This window comes from Campylobacter concisus, from assembly GCF_001891085.1.
GTDB classification, from domain to species: domain Bacteria; phylum Campylobacterota; class Campylobacteria; order Campylobacterales; family Campylobacteraceae; genus Campylobacter_A; species Campylobacter_A concisus_O.
In genome coordinates, this window is record NZ_JXUP01000003.1 from 49,617 (window position 1) to 69,661 (window position 20,045).

Sequence of the window (20,045 nt, forward strand, 5' to 3'; positions counted from 1 at the left end):
GGAAACATTATGAATAAATACTTACAACAATTAGTTGAATTATCTGACCTTGATAAACAAATAGATGGCTTTATACCACGCATTCAGGATATAGAAAAGGCTTATAAAAATATAGAAGAAGAGTGCGAAACTATAACGGTTAATATAGAAAGACTAGATGAAGAGGTAAATGACTTAAAGTCTCAAAAATCAGGCACAAATGCTCATATTACCGAGTTTAGTGCGAAGATAAAAGACGTAGCTAAAAAAAGCTCAAGTGCAAAAAGTGAAAAGGAGATAAAAGCCCTAAGTCTTGAAGAAGATATTGCAAAAGAGCAACTTGAGGCTGCAAATGAAGAGATTGCTAGACTTGAGAAGCTAATAGATAGTAAAAATAGTCAAAAAGATGAGCTAAATGCTAAAAAAACAGAGCTTGAAGGAAATTTAGAAAAGATAAAAAGCGAGGTTTCATCTGAGCTTGAAAAGATCGAAAAAGAGCGCAAAGAGGTTTATGCTAAAAAAGATAAACTTGTCGCTGCGATGAACCAAAAAATCCTAGCATTTTACGAAAAGATCAGAAAATGGGCTCACAACACAGCCGTTGTGCCTGTTAAAAAACAAGCTTGTTATGGTTGCTTTATGCAGATAAATGATAAAACTTTCTCTGCGGTTATAAAAGGCGAAGATATCGTTACATGTCCGCATTGTGGTAGAATTTTATACAAACAAGAGCAATAACACATTTCGTGATAATAATATATTATTTTTTAGCCTCAATACTCTATCTCTTTGGGGCTATCTTTCTATTTATTTTAAGTTTTAAAAAAAAGTATCATAAGTCGATTCCAGCACGTTTTTTCCTATTTAATAATCCTAAATTTCAAGATACAGATGTTCATTTTCATGCTTGTTCGTTTGGCGAGGTGCAAGCACTCAAGCCTTTGATGCAAAAATTTGATAGTAAAGCTATAAGCGTGGTAACAAATACGGGCTTTGAAGCGGCAAGTAAAATTTGCTCTAACACGAGATTTTTGCCATTTGAAATTTTTTTGCCATTTTGGCTAAAAAAGAGCAAAATTTTAGTTATTTTTGAGGCTGAGCTTTGGCTTATGCTAGTTTTCATGGCGAAGCTAAAGGGCAGCCGTGTGATCCTCATAAATGCAAGAATTTCAGATAGAAGCTACAAAAGCTACTTAAAATTTGGTTTTTTTTATAGATATCTTTTTAAATTTATAGATAAGATTTACACCCAAAGTGAGCTTGATAAAGAGCGGTTAAAGTCGCTTGGAGCAGGCGAAATAGAGGTTGTTGGCAACATAAAAGCTGCGTTTTTGCCAAGTGCGAGTAAAATTTATGAAAAGCCAAAAGCTAGGGTGATCGTGCTTGCAAGTACTCACGCTGGCGAAGAAGAGATAATTTTGCAAAATTTAAATTTAAAAGAAAATGATCTTCTAATCGTTGCGCCGCGTCATCCTGAGAGATTTGCAGAGGTGGAAAAGCTAGCAAGCGAGTATGCCAAAAAGCATGATTTTAGCTTTTCAAAATTTAGTCAAACGTATAAATTTGAAGCTAAAGTAAATTTGCTTGACACTTTAGGTGAGCTTGTAAATGTCTATGCTATTAGCGATATAGTAGTGCTTGGAGGCAGTTTTGTTCCAAATATTGGCGGGCACAATCCAATCGAGTGCGCGCAATTTAACCCGGTGATAATTAGTGGCGAGTTTATATTTAATCAAAAGGCGTTATTTAGCCTAGTTGAAAACATTTATATTGTAAAGGCTAGCGAGATAGGCGGCATAATGGGTAGTGACACTAAAAAGAGTAAGATCGCTGTGCAAGCAAGCGCTGATGCGATCATAGAAGATATAAGGAGCGCTTTATGAGTGAAGAAAAAGCTTATAAAATTTTAGCCAAGCAAAAAAACATATCGAACAACGAAGCAAAGGAGCTAATTGACAGCGGCTTAGTTTATGCCAAGGGCCAAAAGGTAATGATCGCTCGTGCCTTGATGAGTGAAAATACTAAATTTAGCGTCGAAGAGATGCCAAAATCAAGCATTATATTTGAAGATGAAAATTTAATAGCCATCAGTAAGCCTGCTGCTATAACTAGCGAAAAAATCAGTCAAATTTATAAATTTCCACTCCTTCATAGACTCGATAAAGACACGAGTGGTGTGCTACTTCTTGTAAAAAATGATGAATTTGCGAGCCTTGCTATAAATGAGTTTAAAAAGATGAAGGTTGAGAAAAATTATGTGGCCGCAGTTAGAGGTATCATGAGCGAGGAAGTGGTCGTAAATGAGCCAATCTTAACGATAAAAAATAAAAATGGTGCTTTTTCAAAGATATCAAAAGATGGCAAAGAGGCGATCAGTGAAATTTCACCTCTCATGGTTGTGGGCAAAAAAACGCTGGTGAAAGTTGTCATAAAAACAGGTAGAACACACCAGATAAGAGTGCATTTGGCTAGCTTAAATTTACCTATCGTTGGCGATGAGAAGTACGGCAAAAATAGGGCAAATAGAATGTTCTTGCATGCTTATTCTATCGCTCTTTTAAACTATAAATTTAAAGCGCCGATCCCAAGAGAATTTAGCTCTCTTGGATTTGAGCTATCTAATAAATTTGAAATTTAAAGAGCAATAAAGAAATTATTTAGTAATATATGCCCTTTAATAACAACTTAGAAAGGTGATTAGTGTTCGAACAAATTAGCGAGTCTTTTAGATTAGCCGTTAGTAAGATACGTTTTGTAGATGACGAAAAAGCTCTAAAAAACGCACTTGACGTGCTCAAAAAAGCTCTTTTAAAAGCTGATGTTCACCACAAAGTTACCAAAGATCTACTCGCATCTATCGAAAGCGAACTAAAGCAAACTGGCGTTGGTCAAAAAAATTTTTTAGATGCGATCAAGTCAAATTTAACGACTATTTTAACAGCTCCTGGCAATCAAGGCTTTGTCTATGCACCAGTTGCACCGACCATTGTTTTAATGGCTGGTTTGCAAGGTAGTGGTAAAACAACAACAACTATCAAGCTTGCAAACTATCTAAAATTAAGAAAGAAAAAAGTTTTAGTTGCAGCTTGTGACTTGCAAAGATTAGCGGCTGTCGAGCAGCTAAGACAGCTTTGCGAAGCAAATGAAATCGATCTTTTTTATATAGAAAATGAAAGTAATCCTATAAGAGTAGCAAAAGAAGCACTAGAAAAAGCAAAAAGTGGTCTTTATGATGTGCTTTTAGTGGATACCGCTGGTCGTCTTGCGATCGATGAAAAGTTGATGCAAGAGATAAAAGATGTAAAAAATGCAATAAATCCACATGAAATTTTCTACGTAGCTGATGCTATGAGCGGACAAGATGCCGTAAAAACAGCTACAAGTTTTAATGAAATTTTAGGAATTTCTGGAGTTATCCTTTCTAAATTTGACTCTGACTCAAAAGGTGGCGTAGCTATTAGTATTGCAAAACAGCTAAACATTCCACTTAGATTTGTCGGTACCGGCGAGAAAGTAGCTGATATCGAGAGTTTTATACCAGACCGCATTGTAAGCCGTATAATGGGTGAGGGTGACTTGGCCACTTTGGTAGAGAAAACATCAACTATTATAGATGAGAAAGAGGCAAAACGTCTAAATCAAAAGATAAAAAAAGGTCAGTTTAACTTTAATGACTTTTTAGAGCAGATGGAGAGTGTTAAAAAGCTTGGCAGTATGAAGTCTTTGATGGGGATGATACCTGGTCTTTCAAATATAGCAAATCAGATAAAAGATATAGACCTTGATAATTCAAAAGAAATTTTACATATTAAAGCTATGATAAACTCTATGACGCAAAAAGAGCGTGAAAATCCTGAACTTTTGAATAATAGTAGAAAAAGACGTTTAGCGGCTGGTTCTGGACTTTCTCAGATAGAGGTAAATCGATTTTTAAAGCAGTTTGAAAATGCCTCAAAACTTGCTAAGAAATTTTCAGGAAAAGGTGGAGCAAAAGGACTTGCAAATATGCTTTCTCAAGCAAATTTTAAAAGACCTGTTTGATAAAAGGGTTTAAATTTGGATATTTGTTATCCAAATTTAAACTTTATTTAAAAACAAGAGGAGAAATATAATATGGCAACAGTAGTAAGACTAACAAGAATGGGACGTAAGAAAAGACCTTTTTATCGTATAGTTGTTACAGATAGCAGAAAAAGACGTGATAGTGGCTGGATAGAAAGTATTGGCTATTACAATCCTATGGTTGAGCCAAATGTTATAAATTTCAACAAAGAGAGATTAGATTACTGGAAAAGCGTTGGTGCTAAACTTAGCGATAGAGTTGCACAAATTACAAAATAATGGTTAAAAATTTTTTATACGAATATGCCAAGTTGATTGCCGATTTTCCTGATAAAGTAAGTGTTGATCGTCAGGAACTTGGTGAAAATTTTGCTGAGATAATTATAAGTGCCGACAAGGTTGATACGGGAAAACTTATCGGTAAAGATGGCAAAATGATAAACGCTATAAAGACCGTTATTATTGGTTGTAAAGCTAAAGATAATACAAGCTATAGAGTAACGGTAAAAGCTATTGAATAGTGATGTTGTTGAAGTCGCTACCATCGGAAGATGTGTTGGTTTAAAGGGCTACTTGAAGCTTCACAATAAGAGCGACTTCCCAGAACAGTTTAAAAAAGGTGCAACCTTTTTTGATAAAAACAATGATCAGCTGACTATAAAAGACTACAATAGACAAAAAGAACTGGTTTTGTTTGAAAATTTTGATGACTTAGATCTTGCTAAAGTGCTTGTAAATAGAACTATATACACCACAAAAGAGCTCACTAGAAAAAACTGCAAATTAAAAAAAAATGAATTTTTTCAGTTTGATATTATTGGCTTAAAAGTTATAGAAAATGGTGAAATTTTGGGTATTGTAGAAGATATCCAAGATAATTTTGCAAATTCACTTTTATACATAAAAACAGATGAAAAGCTTATTATGAGCGGCAATCCAAAGAATTTTTACATTCCATATTTAGAGCATTTTATTATAAGTGTAAATTTAGATAATGAAGAGATTTTGGTAAAAGGTGCTATATCCATTTTAGAAAATTCATGAAATTTACATTTATTACACTTTTTGAAAATTTAGTTAAACCTTATTTTTGTGATTCTATTTTAAAACGTGCGATTAGTAATAAATTTATTGAAATTGATTTTATAAATCCAAGAAATTTTACTAAAGATAAGCATAATAAAGTTGATGATTATATGATCGGAGGCGGAGCAGGGCTTTTGATGTTTCCACAGCCTTTGGATGAGTCGATCAAATTTCTAAAAGCAAAAGATAAAAATATTCACGTGATATTTTTGACACCAGTTGGTAAAAGATTTAATCAAAATGATGCAAAGAGGCTTTCTAAAAAAGATCACATTTGTTTTGTTTGCAGTAGATATGAAGGTCTTGATGAACGAGTTGTTGAGCTTTGGGCAGATGAAGTTTTTTGTATAGGTGATTTTGTTTTAACTGGTGGAGAGCTTCCTGCGCTTTGTATGAGCGATGCAATATCAAGAAATGTACCTGGAGTTTTAGGAAACGATATGAGCCTTGAAGTTGAGAGTTTTGAGGATAATTTGCTTGAAGCCCCATCTTTTACAAAGCCTGATAATTTTAGATCAATCTTTGTGGTTTCAGAGTTTTTAAAGGGTAACCATGCTAGAATCCACACTTTAAAAAATAAGATGGCTCACTGCAAAACAAGGTTCTTTCGCCCTGATTTATATCAAAAGCTTAAGCCACATAAATAAGGAAAAACATGAGAAATAAATACATTGAAGCATTTGAAAATGCTCAAATTGCTAGTAAAAATATTCCTGACTTCCGTGCAGGAGATACATTGCGTGTTGCTACTCGTATTCACGAAGGCGATAAAACTAGAATTCAAAATTTTGAAGGTATTTGTATAGCTAGACGTGGTAGCGGTACTGGCGAAACATTTATCATTAGAAAAATTGGCGCTAATAGTGTTGGCGTTGAGAGAATTTTTCCAATTTTTAGTGATTCTATAGAAGAGATAAAAGTTCTTAGAAAAGGTCGTGTTAGAAGAGCTAAATTATTCTATCTACGTGACCTTCGTGGTAAAGCTGCTAAGATCCGCGAACTTAGAAAATAATTCTACTATCTGTCCTGAAGTCTATTCAGGACTTTTAATCTTCTTTTTAAATTTAATTTTTTTAAATATTTTTTGTTTTTTTAATATTAAAAAATCTATTTATTTTTATTGTTTTTACCGCTAGGCTATAAAAATTTAAAATATATAAAAAATTTTATATAAAGTTTCAGATACCTTATATACTAAATTTATTTATTTTCTACTTCTTCTTATTTGTATACCAAAATAAAAAAATAACACAACAAAGAATTACTCCAAGCATTATTGATACAACTATCATAGTGGCATTTTTAGTTTCATTAAATGGCAAGCCTTGTGTATTCATGCCAAAAAACCCAGTTATTAGATTTAGTGGTAGCATTACAGCTGATATCATTGTCAAAATATAAATGTTTTGATTAATTTTGTCGTTTTTTATACTTTGTATAAATGTATAAATATCATCGATTCTGCAGGCATATTCATTAGCCATTGTTCTAAAAACATTTGCCTCATGAGTACTATTTTTAAGCTCTTTTTTTAAATTTTGTTGCTCGCTTTGACAAATCGAAAGGGTTTCATAAAAATGAGATATCTTGTTTTGAAATTTTCTAATCTCGTATTTTAAAAAGTGGTGTCTTTTGATAAATTTATTAAAGTTTTTTCGACTAGCATAAATTTTTTCATACTCGTTTAGCTCTTCTTGATGCTCTAAAATTTTATTTGCATATTCATTACATAGTTTTTTAAGGGCCGCTTCAAACTCGTTTTTATCGCATTCGTGATCAAAATCTTCTTTGTAAATTTTGCTATTTTTAAATAAAAATTTATAGCTTTGTTTTTGTGTGAAAGAAACAAGTAAAATATAGTCGTATTCATCGCCATAAAAATATCCACAAACTGAACTTTTATAGCTCATTTTTTACCCTTTTAGCATAAAAATCTTTCTTAAATTTGGCAAATTCGCCTCTTTCTATCGCCTCTCTCATCTCTTTCATTAAATTTAGATAGTAGTGCAGGTTGTGAAGGCTTGCTAGCCTAAAAAATGTGAGCTCCCTTGCCTTAAAAAGGTGATTTAGATAGCCTCTGGAGTAGTGCTTGCAGGTATAGCACTGACACTGTGGGTCGATTGGCGCGTGGTCGTTTATAAATTTGGCTGATTTTATATTTATCTTGCCAAAGCTAGTAAAGAGCGTGCCGTTTCTTGCATTTCTTGTTGGCATTACGCAGTCAAACATATCAACGCCTCGCTCCACGTTTTCCACGAGATCTTCTGGTGTGCCAACGCCCATTAGATAACGCGGCCTTAGCTCATCCATAAATGGCATAACCGCCTCAACAGTGTCATACATCGCCTCGTTGCTCTCGCCAACGCTTAGACCTCCTATCGCAAGGCCATCAAATGGCATTTCATTTAAGGCCTGCGCACAAAATTTACGCGCATCATAATCAGTACCTCCTTGAACGATACCAAAGATATTTTGCTGTAAGCCAACGCCTTTACTTTGCATAAATTTATGATAATCAATCGCCTCTTTTGCCCATTTTATCGTTCGCTTTATGCTTAGATCGATCCTCTTTGGCTCAGCAGGTAGGGCAACCAAATCATCAAGTATCATCATAATGTCGCTACCTAGATCGTATTGCGTATCAAGAACGGACTTTGGCGTAAAATAGTGCGTGCTGCCGTCGATATGGCTTTTAAATTTTATCCCGCCATCATCATTTTTGGTGTTTGATCTAAGCGAGAATGCCTGAAATCCACCGCTATCAGTTAAAAATGAGCGCTCAAATTTAGAAAATCCATGAAGTCCGCCAAACTCGCGCACGACCTTGCTACCAGGGCGTAGATACATGTGGTAAGTGTTTGCTAAGATTATCTTTGCGTCTAAAATTTCACTCATATCAAAGGCGTCTAAGCTTTTAACCGCGCCAACCGTGCCAACTGGCATGAAAACTGGCGTTTGTATAACGCTATGGGCAGTTGTTAGGATACCACGCCTTGCGTTGCCATCTTTTTTTATAACTTCAAATTTCATTGTTATCCCTTATTTTCTGATTTTTTATTTTAACAAAATTTATAGTATAATCCAGAAATTTTAAGGCAAAGGAACTTTTTGCAAAATAAAAATGATGTCATTTTTGTAGTGGCAAATGGCGCTCAGACTATAAAATTTATAGGTGAGTTTAGCTATAAAGACGCAAAAAATTTACAAAGCATTTTTAAAAAAATCCAAAAACTTAGCGGCAATGTTAAATTTGATTTTAGTGAGCTAAAAAGCATTGATTACGCTGTTTTGATACTTTTAAGAAATGCACTAAATGGTAAGAAATTTGAGATCATTACAAATGATGAGAATATAAAGGCAATGGGCGATCTTTTAAATGATGAAAAGATCGATTTTAACTACATGCCGCCGCACAATAGTCTAAATTTTTTCTCACGACTCGGTGAAAAAATTTGTGAAGGTTTTGTGAATTTAGCTGAGTTTGGTACATTTTTGGGCGAATTTTTAATAAAAAGCGTAAAAATTTTATTTAATCCAGCCAGTCTTAGATTTAGAGAATTTAGTAACTATATAAAAGATGGCGGCGTAAATGCCGTTTTTATCGTTTCACTCACCGCTTTTTTGATAGGTGTCGTGCTTGCCTATCTTGGCAGTGCGATGCTTGCAAGCTTTGGGGCAAGTATCTTTATAGTAGAGATCATGGGTATGCTGACGCTTAGAGAAGTGGCTCCACTCATCGCTGCTATTGTCATCGCAGGTAGGTCAGCTTCTAGCTTTACAGCGCAAATAGGCGCCATGAAGCTAACTGAGGAGATAGATGCGATGAAGACGATGGGGTTTGAGCCGTTTAACTTTTTGGTGCTGCCACGCATCATTGCCATGGTGCTTTGTGTGCCTGTTATTATCTTTATAGCTGACGCGATAAGCATCTTAGGACAGATGATCATTTGCCAAACGATACTTGATATCAGTTTTAGCGACTATCTAAATAGATTTCGCGAGATGGTCGAGCTTAGGCATTTTGCTGTTGGTATGATAAAAGCTCCATTTTTTGGCGCGGTAATAGCGATCATTGGGTGCATGAGAGGGTTTGGCGTGAGTCAAAATGCTCAGAGTCTTGGAGCAATGACAACTGTTAGCGTTGTAAATGCGATATTTTGGGTCATCGCGCTTGATGCTTTTTTTGCGATAATTTTTATGTGGTTAAAAATATGAATGAGATAATAGTTGGAAAAAATATAACTACAAGTTATGGCGATAAGATCATGCACGATAACGTGAGCTGGAGTGTAAAAGAGGCAGAAATTTATGGCTTTTTAGGTGGTAGCGGCACTGGTAAAACGACGCTCATGAAGACGATGATATATCTAAAAAAGCCAAATAAGGGCGATATAACCTTTGATGGCGTCAATATGTGGAAAAGTAACCCCAAAGAACAGCAAGAGATAAAGCTAAAAAGTGGGACAATGTTTCAGTTTGGTGCACTTTATAGCTCTATGACAATTCTTGATAACGTAGGTGTTTTACTGCATGAGTACTCTAAATTTAGCAAGCGCCAGATCGATGAGATAGCGATGTTTTGGATACAAAAAGTTGGACTTAAAAAAGAGGTTTCTATGCTTTATCCAAGTGAGCTAAGTGGCGGTATGAAAAAGCGTGCTGCGCTAGCAAGAGCCTTGGTGCTAAGTCCTAGGGTGCTATTTTTAGATGAGCCAAATAGCGGCCTTGATCCTGTTAGTTCACGCCAGATGGATGCACTCATAAAAGAGCTTCGTGATAGCATCGGCGTGACCGTTGTCATGGTGACACATGATGCGGATAGTATTTTTGATATTTTGGATAGATTTTTGATAATAGATAACAAAAAAATAGCCTTTGAGGGAAATATAAAAGAGCTTGAATATCTTAAAAACAACCCACTTGAAGAGCTATTTAAAATGAGGAAAAAGTAGATGGAAAATAGAAATTCTTATACTATTGTTGGCATGTTTTTTATGGCTTGCCTTACAGCGTTTGCGGTATTTATCTGGTGGATGACTAGCAAAAACAACACAAAGGTTGATTTTAAAGAGTACTACATTCATACAACCGAGCTACCAAGTGGCCTAAAGGTCGATTCAACAGTTAAATTTATCGGAGTGCCGGCTGGAACGGTCAGTAATATAAATTTTGTCGATGACAAAAACGCTCTTATAAATATCACGATGAAGATAAGAGAAGATCTGCCTATAAAGGCTGACAGTATTGCAAGTATTGAAGTTCAGGCTATTAGTGGCGTTGCTAGTATAAATATAAGCCGTGGCACAAAAAATTTTTCACCAGATCAAAAGCCTGTCTTGCAGCTTGAAGAGAGCTTGTTTTCAAAACTTGGAAACAATGCAGAAAACATCACTTTAAAGATAAATCAAACCCTTGACAAGGTCGATAACTTTTTCTCTCCTGAAAATATCGCTCACGTAGAGTCGATCCTTAAAAATATCGATAAATTTACTCAGGTTTTAACAGACGAAGATGGATTAAGCGAGGTTGATAGCATCGTTAAAAATGTAAAAAATTTCACCGATAGCCTAAACAAAACCGACACAAAAGAGCTTGCTAAAAATTTAAACACTCTAATTTCAAATGCAAACCAAGTTTTTGTATCGGCAAATTCGGCTATTACCGGATATAATTCGCTGCAAGAGCTCATCGCCAAAAAGGCTAAAGATGGCGAATACGACCTTAGAAATACAGTTGGGCCGTTATTAAGAGAAGCGAGTGATTTTTTAAATGGATTTGACAAGACACTTCGTGAATTTAGAGGCGCACTTCAAAGGCTTGAAGATAATCCTTACGAGTTTTTCTTCACAAATCCGGTGCCAAATGACAAAGGAGATAAAAAATGAGAAATTTGATATACATAGCGGCTGCTTTTTTCTTTTTTGGCTGCTCGCTAAAGACCGACGTACCACAAGCCACGATGTATGAGATACACTACTCAAACAAAGAGTGCTCAGCTGAAAATAAACAAAAAGAGCTAAAAAATGTATTTATCGAAAATGTGAGTGCTCTTGATATGGTTGATACTAGAAAAATTTTGATTGTGGCTGAAAATAACAAAATCAGATACCTAAGTGATGCTAAATTTGTCTCTGAGCCAAGTGAAATGGTTTATAAATCGCTTGTAAAAGGGCTTTATTCAAACTGTGCTGCTAAGCCGATATTTTCACCAAATGCAAAAGATCTTAGACTAAAAGTAAGCATTATCTCTCTTCAAATAAGAGGTGACAAGGCTGAAGTTTCGCTAGCTTATGAGCTATTTAATGTAAACACTTCACTAAAATCAGGCATGATCACAAAAGAAATTTTCTGTCCAGATCCAAGCTCAAGTACTATTTTTGATACGATAAATAAGGCTACAAATTTAGCAATCGATACGCTAATCTCTGAAATAATCTCTTAAATTTTCTTGGCTGTAAATTTTTAAATTTATAGCCAAAATAGCTTATTTTAAAGACCTTTTGTTATAATGTGAGCTTTAAAATACGGAGAATTGATGAAGAAAATTTTAATAATCGCAGATGGAACTTTCGCAAGAAATTTTTTAAACAGACTGCTTGAAACAAAATCAAATTTACATCACTATATCGTTGTTTCAAGTGAAGATTACAGCCAAAAATCAAATTATGAAAATTTTACATTTTACCAGTTTGATCCAACTAGCCTCTCAAAGCTAAAAAGCGTGAGCGATGGCTATTTTAGTCAGTTTTGTATAGTTTGTGATGATAAAAATGAGGCGGTTGCTATTTATGAAAATTTAAGACAGATCAGCACAAAGACCGAGACTGTTTTTATGAGCTCATGGGAGCTTGATGAAAAATGCAAAGAAACATTTGCAAGCGATAAACACTTAAGCGTGGTTGATATCAGAGATATTGCAGCATCAAGGCTTATGGACTATTTACCAGATCTGCCGGTTTTAGCTGATAATATCGGGCTTAGTGAGGGCGAGATCATGGAAGTTAAGGTGCCAATAGGTAGCTCTTATATGTATCGTCACATTAGCTCAGTAGCTCAAAAGAAATGGCGAATAGCTCTCATATATCGAGGTAGCGAGATCATCTTGCCAAAGCCAAATGTAATGATACAGCCAAGCGATATATTACTAATCGTTGGTGATCCAAATGTGCTTCAAAATGTTTATCGCTCGATCAAGCGTGAAAGTGGGCAGTTTCCAAGTCCATTTGGTAGCAACATCTATGTGCTGATCGATATGATCTCAATGGATAAAGAACGTGTTAGCAAGCTCATAAAGGATAGCTTGTATTTGCATTCAAAGCTAAATAATAAACGCCTTTTTTTTAGAGTGATAAATCCAACTTTAGGTGAAAATTTAGATACTTTAAAAGCGATAAAAGAGAAAAATATCATCGTTTTGATGGATTATTTTAATAGTGATAACAAATCTATAAAATATGATGTTTTAAAGCACGACATCGGCCTAATCTTAAGCGATGATAAATACTTTTTTAAATTTAAAAAGCTATTTTATGAGCTAAAACTTCCAGTGCTAAAAACGGGTAAAATTTTGCTCTCAAATATAAAAGAGGGCGTGATACTAGGCGATCAAAGTCAAGAAGTGGAGAATCAATCAGCTGTGATAACTGACTGCTGTGCACAGCTTGATTTGGAGATGAAATTTTACTATTTTGATAATAAACACAGCGACGATGAAGCGTTAAGAGAGCATTTTGAGAGCATTAGCGCGCTATTTTCTAAGCGTATAAAGATAGAAAATCACAATCTTAAAAATCCACTTGTAAAACTAAAAAATACAAAAGATCTGCTTCATTTTGTGATGTTTACTAAAAGCGTGGCAAATGGTGGGGCATTTGCCTTTTTATCGACAAATTTAAATAGGCTTTATAAAAAACTAAGCCAAAATGCACAGCTTTTTGTGCCAGTAAGTGAGTAAAAATGCAGATAAATTTAAATCTTAAAGAAAAAGCATCAAGCTATAAAATTTATATAAATGAGCTTGAGAGACTAGAGCTAAAAGGCAAGGTTGGCATCGTTACAAACGCCAAAGTAGCGGGGCTTCATCTTGAAAAGCTACTTAGTGTTTTGAAGTGTGATGAGAAATTTATCATAAGTGTGCCTGACGGCGAAGAGTATAAAAACCTTGAAACGGTAGAGCAAATTTTAGAGCAGCTTTTTGTGAGTAAATTTGATCGCTCATCTACGCTAATCGCCTTTGGTGGTGGTGTCATAAGCGATATGACTGGCTTTGCGGCGAGTATCTATGAAAGGGGGATAAATTTCATAAATATCCCAACCACGCTTCTAGCACAAGTTGATGCGAGTGTGGGCGGAAAAACTGGAGTGAATAATAAATTTGGCAAAAATTTAATAGGCTCTTTTTGTCAGCCTAAGGCAGTTTTTTGCGAGATAAATTTCTTAAAGACATTGCCAAAAAGAGAATTTGCAGCTGGCGTGGCTGAGGCTTTAAAAATGGCGATAACCTTTGATAAAGAGATGTTTGATTGGCTAAAAAGCATAAATTTAGACGATGAAAATTTAGCTAAGCTGGTTGAAAAGTCGGTAATTTTAAAAGCAAAAGTGGTTGAACAAGATGAGAAAGAAAAAGGGCTAAGAGCTATCCTAAACTACGGCCATACCTTTGCTCACGTTATAGAAAATGAGACAAATTATAAAGAATTTTTACACGGCGAAGCAGTAGCAATAGGTATTAATATGGCAAATCGCTTAAGTGTAAGACTAGGGCTCATGAGTGAGGCGCAGGCAGAGGATATCAAACAGGTTTTAATGAAATTTGGCCTTCCAGTAAACTACAAAATAGAAAATGAATATGCATTTTACGAGGCATTTTTTATGGATAAAAAGACAAAAGATGATAAGATAAATTTCATCATTGCAGATAAAATCGGCAGTGCGATCATCAAAAATGACGTCAAAAAAGAAGATGTTTTAAAAATTTTAAGAGAATTTAAATGAAAAAAATCCTAGTTTTAATACTTTTTTGCTTTGCCCTTTACGCTGAGGAGAACGTTACGCTTGAGCAAAATGGCTCGCAAAATTTACAAAATAACGAGCTTATAAAAGATATTTCAAATCTAGATAACTCCTTAAAAAACAATATCTGGATCACAAGATATGCGAACTATAACACTTATCAAAGGCTTATTGATGAGCTTGAAAAAAATGAAAATGAACTAAAAAAGCTAGACAAAAGCTCAAGAAGAGGCAGCGATATCATAAAGAGAATCCAAACTCTAAAAGAGCAGATAAATTTACTAAAAGAGTATGAAAAAACGCCATTTTCAAATATGTTGGCAGCTCCTGAAATGGATACTCCACCAAGGATAACAAGTCCTGTTGCACTTATATCTGGCTTTTCGTATATCAAAAAGATAAAGAGTGATAAGATTGAGTATCAAAGGCATATAAAAGAGCTTGATACGCTTTTAGAAAAGCTTGAAACAAAAGAAAATTTACTAAATAGACTAAATTTGATCGAAGAAAATGAGCAAAATAGGGAAAGCTTAAACTTGGTAAAACAAGAAATAGGCGACTTTAAAGCGGCAAAACAGATCGCTGATACAACTTATAATGTCTATGAAAAAAGGGCTGATGAGGCTATAAATTTAACCACCTCTGATATAAAAGCCCAGTTTTTAAGTATGGGCTATACAGCTATCATCATCCTTTTGACGATCGGACTAACATTTATCGCTAAATTTATCGTTAAAAGAACGATTACTGATAATGAGAGATTTTACACGGTCAATAAATTTTTAAATGTTTTAAATATCACCGTTATCATCATAATCTTACTTTTTTCATACATCGAAAATGTCACATATCTAGTAACCGTGCTAGGTTTTGCTTCAGCTGGTATCGCCATTGCGATGAAAGATATGTTTATGAGTATGCTTGGCTGGATGGTGATCATGTTTGGCGGCTCTATACATGTGGGTGACAGGATCAGAGTGCTTCATGATGGCAGTGAATTTGTGGGTGATGTGATCGATATCTCTTTACTTAGGCTGACCGTTTTTGAGGATGTTAGCTACTCAACCTATAAAACAAATCGCCGTGCAGGTAGAATTATCTTTGTGCCAAATAACTATATCTTTACTGACCTCATCGCAAACTATGCTCATTATGGTATGAAGACCGTTTGGGATGGTATAGATATCGTTATAAGCTTTGATAGTAATCATAAAAAAGCTGTGTATTTAGCAAGAAATGTCGTTAAAAAATACTCAAAAGGCTATACCGATATCGCAAAACGCCAGATGAATAAACTAAGAAGTCAATACAGCATCAAAAATCCAAACGTCGAGCCAAGAATTTATACATTTTTTGAGCCTTATGGTATAAATGTCTCATGCTGGTATATGGCAAATTCTTATGCGACTTTGGCTCTTAGAAGTACTATTAGCGCTGAGATTATAGAAGCGTTTTTAGCTCAAGATGATATAAAGATCGCTTATCCAACACAAACCATGTTTATAGGTAAAAAAGAAAATCCAAGCGATCATACCGCACACGGTGAGCAAGAGAGCGAAAATATTTGATGCAAAAGATATTTTTTAAAACATTTGGGTGTCGTACAAATATCTATGATACCGAGCTTTTAAAAAGCTACATCAAAGACTACGAGATCACAAATGATGAAGAGAGCGCTGATATCGTGGTCATAAACTCGTGCACTGTTACAAATTCTGCTGATAGCGGTGTCAGAAACTACATAAACGGCGTAAAAAGGCGCGGGGCTAAGGTGGTGCTGACTGGATGTGGAGCGGTTAGCAAGGGCAAAGAGCTATTTAATAGCGGTATATTTGGTGTGCTAGGAGCCAGTAAAAAGAGCGATCTAAATGAGCTTTTAAAGCAAGAAAAACCATTTTTTGAGCTTGGAAATTTAAACTCAGTTGATAAAAATATAGTTACAAATTACGAAAATCACACAAAGGCTTTTATAAAGATTCAAGAAGGCTGTAACTTTAGCTGCAGCTACTGCATCATCCCTTCAGTTCGTGGTAAGGCTAGAAGCATGGATGAGGCTATGATATTAAAAGAGGCAAGAATTTTAGCCCAAAACGGCTATAATGAGCTTGTCTTAACCGGCACAAATATAGGCAGTTACGGCAAAGATACAAATAGCTCTCTTGGTAAGCTTTTGGCAAACTTAGGTAAAATTTCTGGCATAAGGCGCATTAGACTTGGAAGTATTGAGCCAAGCCAGATAGATGAGAGCTTTAGAGAAATTTTAAAAGAAGAGTGGCTGGAGCGTCATTTACACATCGCACTTCAGCACACGAGTCAGGCTATGCTAAAGATCATGCGAAGACGAAATAACGCATTTAGTGATTTGGAACTTTTTAATGAGCTTAGCTCACTTGGCTTTGCGCTTGGTACGGACTACATCGTGGGTCATCCATGCGAGAGTGAGGAAATTTGGGCAGAGGCGGTGGAAAATTTTAAAAAATTTCCTATCACACATCTGCATGCTTTTGTCTATTCGCCAAGGCGTGATACGCACTCAGCTACGCTAAAAAGCGATGTTAGCGGCGATGTGGCAAAAAGTAGGCTAAAAATTTTACAAGGCATAGCTTTGCAAAATAATGAAAATTTTAGAAAAAAGCATAACGGAGCTTTGAAAATTTTAGTCGAGCAAAAAAATGGTGAGTTTTACGAGGGTTTTGATCAGTTTTACAACAAAGCTAAAATTTTAAGCCAAAAAGATATAACAAAAGAGTGGGTGGAGGTAAGCGAATATGAAGTTAAGCCAGATGCCAATTATGCAAAAATTTAAATTTAATAAGAAAAATATCCTAATAATCGCAGCTATCGCATTAATCAGCGTATTGCTATTTGCCGTTAGTAAAGAACCAAGAAATATCACATATTCGCAATATATGCAGCTAATGGATGGAAATTTTATAGACCGCGCTGTAATCGATGACGATGAAGTCGTGCTTTATGCACAAAACAATCGTTTTTCAATCATAAAAGAGGGTATCGATCTAAAAGAGCTTATTAAAAAAGTGCCTGTTGAAAAGACTAAGCAATACATAACTCCTGGTATGATCTGGGGATTTATCATCTTTGTCTGCTTCGTGCTTTGGTACGCTTATATCTTTAGAAGTATCAGAAAAAAAGAGGAGAGTCTGCTTAGCAAAAAAGAGGGCGCATTTGAGATAGAAAGCGTGCTAAATCAAAACACGATGCCAGTCATCTCAAATGTGAGATTTAGCGATGTGGCAGGTATTAGCGAGGTTAAAAGCGAGCTTAGTGAGATAGTTGATTTTCTTAAAAATCCACAAAAATATAGAAATTTTGGTATCAAAATGCCAAAAGGCGTGCTAATGATCGGCCCTCCAGGCGTTGGTAAGACGCTTGTGGCAAAGGCAGTTGCTGGTGAGGCAAATGTGCCGTTTTTTTACCAAAATGGCGCAAGCTTTGTGCAAATTTACGTCGGCATGGGCGCAAAAAGAGTTAGAGAGCTCTTTAGTAGAGCCAAATCCTACGCACCTTCAATCATCTTTATCGACGAGATAGACGCTGTTGGTAAGAGTAGGGGTGGCGCTAGAAACGACGAGCGAGAAGCTACGCTAAATCAGCTGCTAACCGAGATGGACGGCTTTGAAGATAACTCAGGTGTCATAGTAATAGCTGCAACAAACAGGATCGAGATGATCGACGAGGCGCTGCTTAGATCAGGGCGTTTTGATAGGCGTATATTTTTGTCAATGCCTGATTTTAACGACAGGGTGGCGATCCTAAACACATATCTAAGAGATAAAAACTGCGAAGTGTCAGCTGAGGATATCGCTAGAATGAGCGTTGGCTTTTCTGGTGCGGCACTTAGCACGCTTGTAAATGAAGCAGCGATAAATGCCCTAAGAAACGGCGAAAGCGTGCTTAGGATGAGGGACTTTGAGGTTGTTTTAAACAAGGTCTTGCTCGGCAAGAAAAAGGTGCTAAGCTATAGCGAGAGCGAGAAGAAAATTCAAGCCATCTATCAAGGTGCAAAGGCGCTAAGTGCTTACTGGTTTGATGTGAAATTTGAAAAAATTTCGCTCATTGAAGACCGCTTTATGGCGACTGAGCAAGAGATCGAATCAAAGTCACAGATGCTCTCACGCATAAAGGTTTTAATCTCTGGCATGTGCAAGCTCGAGATAGATGAGAACGATATCTTTTCAAACTCTAGCAATGATCTAAATTTAGCAAAAGAGATCGCTTCAAAGATGGTTTATGAGTATGGCATGGGAAGTTCATTTGTCCCTAATCCAAATGATGTAGAAGAAATTTTAAAACAAGCAAAAGAAGAGATAATGTCCTTTTTAAAGGGTACAAACGAGCAGATCGCAAAGATCAGCTCATATCTGCTAGCGTACGAGAGTGTAGATAAAGAGACGCTGGCAAAAATTTTAAATGAAAACTACTAAAGGAGAAAAAGTGAAAGCAAAAATAGGTATATTAACCCTTTCTGACCGTGCAAGCGAAGGCACATACGAGGACAAATCAGGTCCAGCGATCAAAGAGGTGCTTGACAGCTGGATAGTGAGCGAGCGTGAGTACTTTTACGAGGTTATACCAGATGAGTTTGAGCTGATAAAAGAGAGGCTTGTGTACATGGTGGACGTGCTTGGCTGCGACCTTGTGCTCACTACCGGTGGCACAGGACCAGCAGTGAGAGATGTCACCCCAGAGGCTACTGAGGCAGTTTGCGAGAAGATGATGCCAGGCTTTGGCGAGCTAATGAGAGCTGCAAGCTTGCAATACGTCCCAACAGCGATCCTATCACGCCAAACAGCAGGCATAAGAGGCCATGCGCTAATCATAAATTTACCAGGCCAGCCAAAAGCGATAAAAGAGTGCTTGGAGCCGGTATTTCCAGCGGTGCCATACTGCATCGACCTGATCGAGGGTGCATTTATCGAGACAGATGAAAACGTGATGAAAGTTTTCCGTCCAAAACAAAAGAAAATCTCGTAAATGGGTTTGACAGATAGCCTAAATTTAAAAGCCGCTGCCTTTGCAAATAGGTGGCGACTTATTATTAAAATTTGGCTTGTTTTTTCTTTTTTATCCTATGCGCTGGCCTACTATCTTGGGTTAGAGGTTTTTTGGCTTTATCTCTGCCATTTCTATCTTTGGCTGTGTTTGCCTGCTAGCCTTTAGCTCACTTCTTTGGTTTATCGCTAGCCTTGTATTTTTGCAACCTTTGGTATTTTTACTACTTGAAAAATTTGATGAAAGCATTACTGTTTATGCTTTAGCCTGCTCAATTTAGCTGCTTGACTGGATCACTTTGTCGCTTGTGGTCGATGATAAATTTGCAAGACTGGGAAATGACATCTTGCTAAAGATCACTCGCATAGTTCTTGTTAGCGAGTTTGCCTTGCTATATTTTTTTAACTACAACAGCAGCTTTGATATAGAGACTTTAATAAAGTCAAATTTGACAAAGTCGCTGCTTTTAGTGCTAAACTCCTATATGCTGCCATCGCTTGTTACGCTACTTATATTTGATATAAAAACATATATCGCTAGCAAAAATGAGTAAAATTTTACGTATTATTTTATGTAATTTATGCTAAATTTAGCCATTTTTGCTCTTTACTATCTTTTTATAAGCTCTATATCGTCGTTCATCGCTAGGCTCATAAAACAAACTCCGCTTGCGCCTGCTTTTATGGCCTCTTTGTAGTTTCCACTGTCTAGTCCACCAAGTGCGTAAATTTCTTTATCAAAGCTTTTTAGCTCATTTATAAAATTTACCCCTTTTGGCTCTAAACCAGCCTTGCAAGAGGTGGCAAATATATGAGAAGCAACGAGCACGTCAGCGATTGTAGCTGAAATTTTAGCCTGCTCTAGGTCGTGAGCTGGGGCGTAAATTTTAGCTG

24 protein-coding genes are annotated in these 20,045 nt (G+C 36.1%); 20 read left to right on the forward strand and 4 right to left on the reverse strand.

Features of this window, described 5'->3' with window-relative positions; translation table 11 throughout:
- Nucleotides 1-9 precede the first annotated feature (9 nt).
- The 9 genes from TH67_RS02270 (at nt 10) to rplS (ending at nt 6,139) form a co-directional block, all read left to right on the forward strand.
- On the forward strand, nt 10-717 hold the full coding sequence (locus TH67_RS02270) for a zinc ribbon domain-containing protein (protein WP_072594179.1): 708 nt from the start codon (nt 10-12) through the stop codon (nt 715-717).
- An 8-nt stretch (nt 718-725) separates the two neighbouring features.
- On the forward strand, nt 726-1,862 hold the full coding sequence (waaA, locus tag TH67_RS02275; protein WP_072594180.1) for a lipid IV(A) 3-deoxy-D-manno-octulosonic acid transferase: 1,137 nt from the start codon (nt 726-728) through the stop codon (nt 1,860-1,862).
- On the forward strand, nt 1,859-2,617 hold the full coding sequence (locus TH67_RS02280) for an RluA family pseudouridine synthase (RefSeq protein ID WP_072594181.1): 759 nt from the start codon (nt 1,859-1,861) through the stop codon (nt 2,615-2,617). Before waaA ends, TH67_RS02280 begins: the two co-directional genes overlap by 4 nt.
- Before the next feature lie 62 nt (nt 2,618-2,679).
- Nucleotides 2,680-4,020 carry a signal recognition particle protein gene (gene ffh, locus TH67_RS02285; RefSeq protein WP_072594182.1) on the forward strand — a complete coding sequence of 447 codons (1,341 nt, stop codon included), beginning with the start codon at nt 2,680-2,682 and terminating at the stop codon, nt 4,018-4,020.
- Nucleotides 4,021-4,092: 72 nt separating this feature from the next.
- Nucleotides 4,093-4,320: a 30S ribosomal protein S16 gene (gene rpsP / locus TH67_RS02290; protein WP_009293992.1), complete on the forward strand. Its 228-nt coding sequence runs from the start codon at nt 4,093-4,095 to the stop codon at nt 4,318-4,320.
- Complete coding sequence (locus TH67_RS02295; protein ID WP_072594183.1) at nt 4,320-4,562, forward strand: KH domain-containing protein; 243 nt, start codon at nt 4,320-4,322, stop codon at nt 4,560-4,562. The genes rpsP and TH67_RS02295 overlap by 1 nt, the downstream gene beginning before the upstream one ends.
- Entirely contained in the window at nt 4,555-5,085 is a 531-nt protein-coding gene (gene rimM, locus TH67_RS02300; RefSeq protein ID WP_072594184.1) for a ribosome maturation factor RimM, read from the forward strand. Before TH67_RS02295 ends, rimM begins: the two co-directional genes overlap by 8 nt.
- Nucleotides 5,082-5,774: a tRNA (guanosine(37)-N1)-methyltransferase TrmD gene (gene trmD, locus TH67_RS02305; RefSeq protein ID WP_072594185.1), complete on the forward strand. Its 693-nt coding sequence runs from the start codon at nt 5,082-5,084 to the stop codon at nt 5,772-5,774. Before rimM ends, trmD begins: the two co-directional genes overlap by 4 nt.
- A gap of 8 nt (nt 5,775-5,782) precedes the next feature.
- Nucleotides 5,783-6,139: a 50S ribosomal protein L19 gene (rplS, locus tag TH67_RS02310; protein WP_021090978.1), complete on the forward strand. Its 357-nt coding sequence runs from the start codon at nt 5,783-5,785 to the stop codon at nt 6,137-6,139.
- Nucleotides 6,140-6,338: 199 nt separating this feature from the next.
- On the opposite strand, the gene TH67_RS02315 is transcribed toward rplS, so the two are convergent.
- Entirely contained in the window at nt 6,339-7,037 is a 699-nt protein-coding gene (locus TH67_RS02315) for a CorA family divalent cation transporter (RefSeq protein ID WP_072594186.1), read from the reverse strand.
- Nucleotides 7,027-8,157 carry a tRNA guanosine(34) transglycosylase Tgt gene (tgt, locus tag TH67_RS02320; RefSeq protein WP_072594187.1) on the reverse strand — a complete coding sequence of 377 codons (1,131 nt, stop codon included), beginning with the start codon at nt 8,155-8,157 and terminating at the stop codon, nt 7,027-7,029. Before tgt ends, TH67_RS02315 begins: the two co-directional genes overlap by 11 nt.
- Nucleotides 8,158-8,235: 78 nt before the next feature.
- Here tgt and TH67_RS02325 point away from each other — a divergent pair, with 78 nt between their 5' ends.
- From TH67_RS02325 to mog, 10 genes are all read left to right on the forward strand, one after another.
- The gene (locus tag TH67_RS02325) at nt 8,236-9,342 is read left to right on the forward strand and encodes an MlaE family ABC transporter permease (RefSeq protein WP_072594188.1); all 1,107 of its coding nucleotides are present in this window, start codon (nt 8,236-8,238) and stop codon (nt 9,340-9,342) included.
- The gene (locus tag TH67_RS02330; protein ID WP_072594189.1) at nt 9,339-10,079 is read left to right on the forward strand and encodes an ABC transporter ATP-binding protein; all 741 of its coding nucleotides are present in this window, start codon (nt 9,339-9,341) and stop codon (nt 10,077-10,079) included. The genes TH67_RS02325 and TH67_RS02330 overlap by 4 nt, the downstream gene beginning before the upstream one ends.
- Complete coding sequence (locus TH67_RS02335; RefSeq protein WP_072594190.1) at nt 10,080-11,012, forward strand: MlaD family protein; 933 nt, start codon at nt 10,080-10,082, stop codon at nt 11,010-11,012.
- Nucleotides 11,009-11,569, forward strand: a complete 561-nt coding sequence (locus TH67_RS02340) for an ABC-type transport auxiliary lipoprotein family protein (RefSeq protein ID WP_072594191.1) — start codon at nt 11,009-11,011, stop codon at nt 11,567-11,569. Before TH67_RS02335 ends, TH67_RS02340 begins: the two co-directional genes overlap by 4 nt.
- 93 nt (nt 11,570-11,662) lie before the next feature.
- Nucleotides 11,663-13,081 carry a COG3400 family protein gene (locus tag TH67_RS02345; protein ID WP_072594192.1) on the forward strand — a complete coding sequence of 473 codons (1,419 nt, stop codon included), beginning with the start codon at nt 11,663-11,665 and terminating at the stop codon, nt 13,079-13,081.
- A 2-nt stretch (nt 13,082-13,083) separates the two neighbouring features.
- Nucleotides 13,084-14,121 (forward strand): 3-dehydroquinate synthase, encoded by a 1,038-nt coding sequence (gene aroB, locus TH67_RS02350; protein WP_072594193.1) that lies wholly within the window; start codon nt 13,084-13,086, stop codon nt 14,119-14,121.
- Complete coding sequence (locus TH67_RS02355; protein ID WP_072594194.1) at nt 14,118-15,707, forward strand: mechanosensitive ion channel domain-containing protein; 1,590 nt, start codon at nt 14,118-14,120, stop codon at nt 15,705-15,707. The genes aroB and TH67_RS02355 overlap by 4 nt, the downstream gene beginning before the upstream one ends.
- Nucleotides 15,704-16,945 carry a tRNA (N(6)-L-threonylcarbamoyladenosine(37)-C(2))-methylthiotransferase MtaB gene (mtaB, locus tag TH67_RS02360; RefSeq protein WP_072594195.1) on the forward strand — a complete coding sequence of 414 codons (1,242 nt, stop codon included), beginning with the start codon at nt 15,704-15,706 and terminating at the stop codon, nt 16,943-16,945. The genes TH67_RS02355 and mtaB overlap by 4 nt, the downstream gene beginning before the upstream one ends.
- Nucleotides 16,908-18,584, forward strand: coding sequence for an ATP-dependent metallopeptidase FtsH/Yme1/Tma family protein (locus TH67_RS02365; protein ID WP_374057342.1), 1,677 nt, complete (start codon nt 16,908-16,910; stop codon nt 18,582-18,584). The genes mtaB and TH67_RS02365 overlap by 38 nt, the downstream gene beginning before the upstream one ends.
- Before the next feature lie 10 nt (nt 18,585-18,594).
- A complete protein-coding gene (gene mog, locus TH67_RS02370; protein WP_072594196.1) occupies nt 18,595-19,134 on the forward strand; it encodes a molybdopterin adenylyltransferase in 540 nt (179 codons plus the stop codon).
- Nucleotides 19,135-19,254: 120 nt separating this feature from the next.
- Here mog and TH67_RS10275 read toward each other — a convergent pair whose 3' ends face one another.
- Nucleotides 19,255-19,401: a hypothetical protein gene (locus TH67_RS10275; protein ID WP_180371713.1), complete on the reverse strand. Its 147-nt coding sequence runs from the start codon at nt 19,399-19,401 to the stop codon at nt 19,255-19,257.
- A gap of 49 nt (nt 19,402-19,450) precedes the next feature.
- Here TH67_RS10275 and TH67_RS10280 point away from each other — a divergent pair, with 49 nt between their 5' ends.
- The gene (locus tag TH67_RS10280) at nt 19,451-19,705 is read left to right on the forward strand and encodes a hypothetical protein (RefSeq protein WP_180371714.1); all 255 of its coding nucleotides are present in this window, start codon (nt 19,451-19,453) and stop codon (nt 19,703-19,705) included.
- A gap of 56 nt (nt 19,706-19,761) precedes the next feature.
- On the opposite strand, the gene TH67_RS10570 is transcribed toward TH67_RS10280, so the two are convergent.
- Complete coding sequence (locus TH67_RS10570) at nt 19,762-19,980, reverse strand: thiamine phosphate synthase (RefSeq protein WP_257638018.1); 219 nt, start codon at nt 19,978-19,980, stop codon at nt 19,762-19,764.
- Nucleotides 19,981-20,045 lie beyond the last annotated feature (65 nt).

Coding starts and splice junctions, on each gene's coding strand:
- tgt (WP_072594187.1), bottom strand. CDS start 8,157: ATGAAATTTGAAGTTATAAAAAAAGATGGCAACGCAAGGCGTGGTATC.
- TH67_RS02270 (WP_072594179.1), top strand. CDS start 10: ATGAATAAATACTTACAACAATTAGTTGAATTATCTGACCTTGATAAA.
- TH67_RS10275 (WP_180371713.1), bottom strand. CDS start 19,401: ATGCTTTCATCAAATTTTTCAAGTAGTAAAAATACCAAAGGTTGCAAA.
- TH67_RS02345 (WP_072594192.1), top strand. CDS start 11,663: ATGAAGAAAATTTTAATAATCGCAGATGGAACTTTCGCAAGAAATTTT.
- TH67_RS02280 (WP_072594181.1), top strand. CDS start 1,859: ATGAGTGAAGAAAAAGCTTATAAAATTTTAGCCAAGCAAAAAAACATA.
- TH67_RS02330 (WP_072594189.1), top strand. CDS start 9,339: ATGAATGAGATAATAGTTGGAAAAAATATAACTACAAGTTATGGCGAT.
- TH67_RS02355 (WP_072594194.1), top strand. CDS start 14,118: ATGAAAAAAATCCTAGTTTTAATACTTTTTTGCTTTGCCCTTTACGCT.
- aroB (WP_072594193.1), top strand. CDS start 13,084: ATGCAGATAAATTTAAATCTTAAAGAAAAAGCATCAAGCTATAAAATT.
- TH67_RS02295 (WP_072594183.1), top strand. CDS start 4,320: ATGGTTAAAAATTTTTTATACGAATATGCCAAGTTGATTGCCGATTTT.
- TH67_RS02335 (WP_072594190.1), top strand. CDS start 10,080: ATGGAAAATAGAAATTCTTATACTATTGTTGGCATGTTTTTTATGGCT.
- trmD (WP_072594185.1), top strand. CDS start 5,082: ATGAAATTTACATTTATTACACTTTTTGAAAATTTAGTTAAACCTTAT.
- rpsP (WP_009293992.1), top strand. CDS start 4,093: ATGGCAACAGTAGTAAGACTAACAAGAATGGGACGTAAGAAAAGACCT.
- rplS (WP_021090978.1), top strand. CDS start 5,783: ATGAGAAATAAATACATTGAAGCATTTGAAAATGCTCAAATTGCTAGT.
- TH67_RS02340 (WP_072594191.1), top strand. CDS start 11,009: ATGAGAAATTTGATATACATAGCGGCTGCTTTTTTCTTTTTTGGCTGC.
- TH67_RS02365 (WP_374057342.1), top strand. CDS start 16,908: ATGAAGTTAAGCCAGATGCCAATTATGCAAAAATTTAAATTTAATAAG.
- TH67_RS02315 (WP_072594186.1), bottom strand. CDS start 7,037: ATGAGCTATAAAAGTTCAGTTTGTGGATATTTTTATGGCGATGAATAC.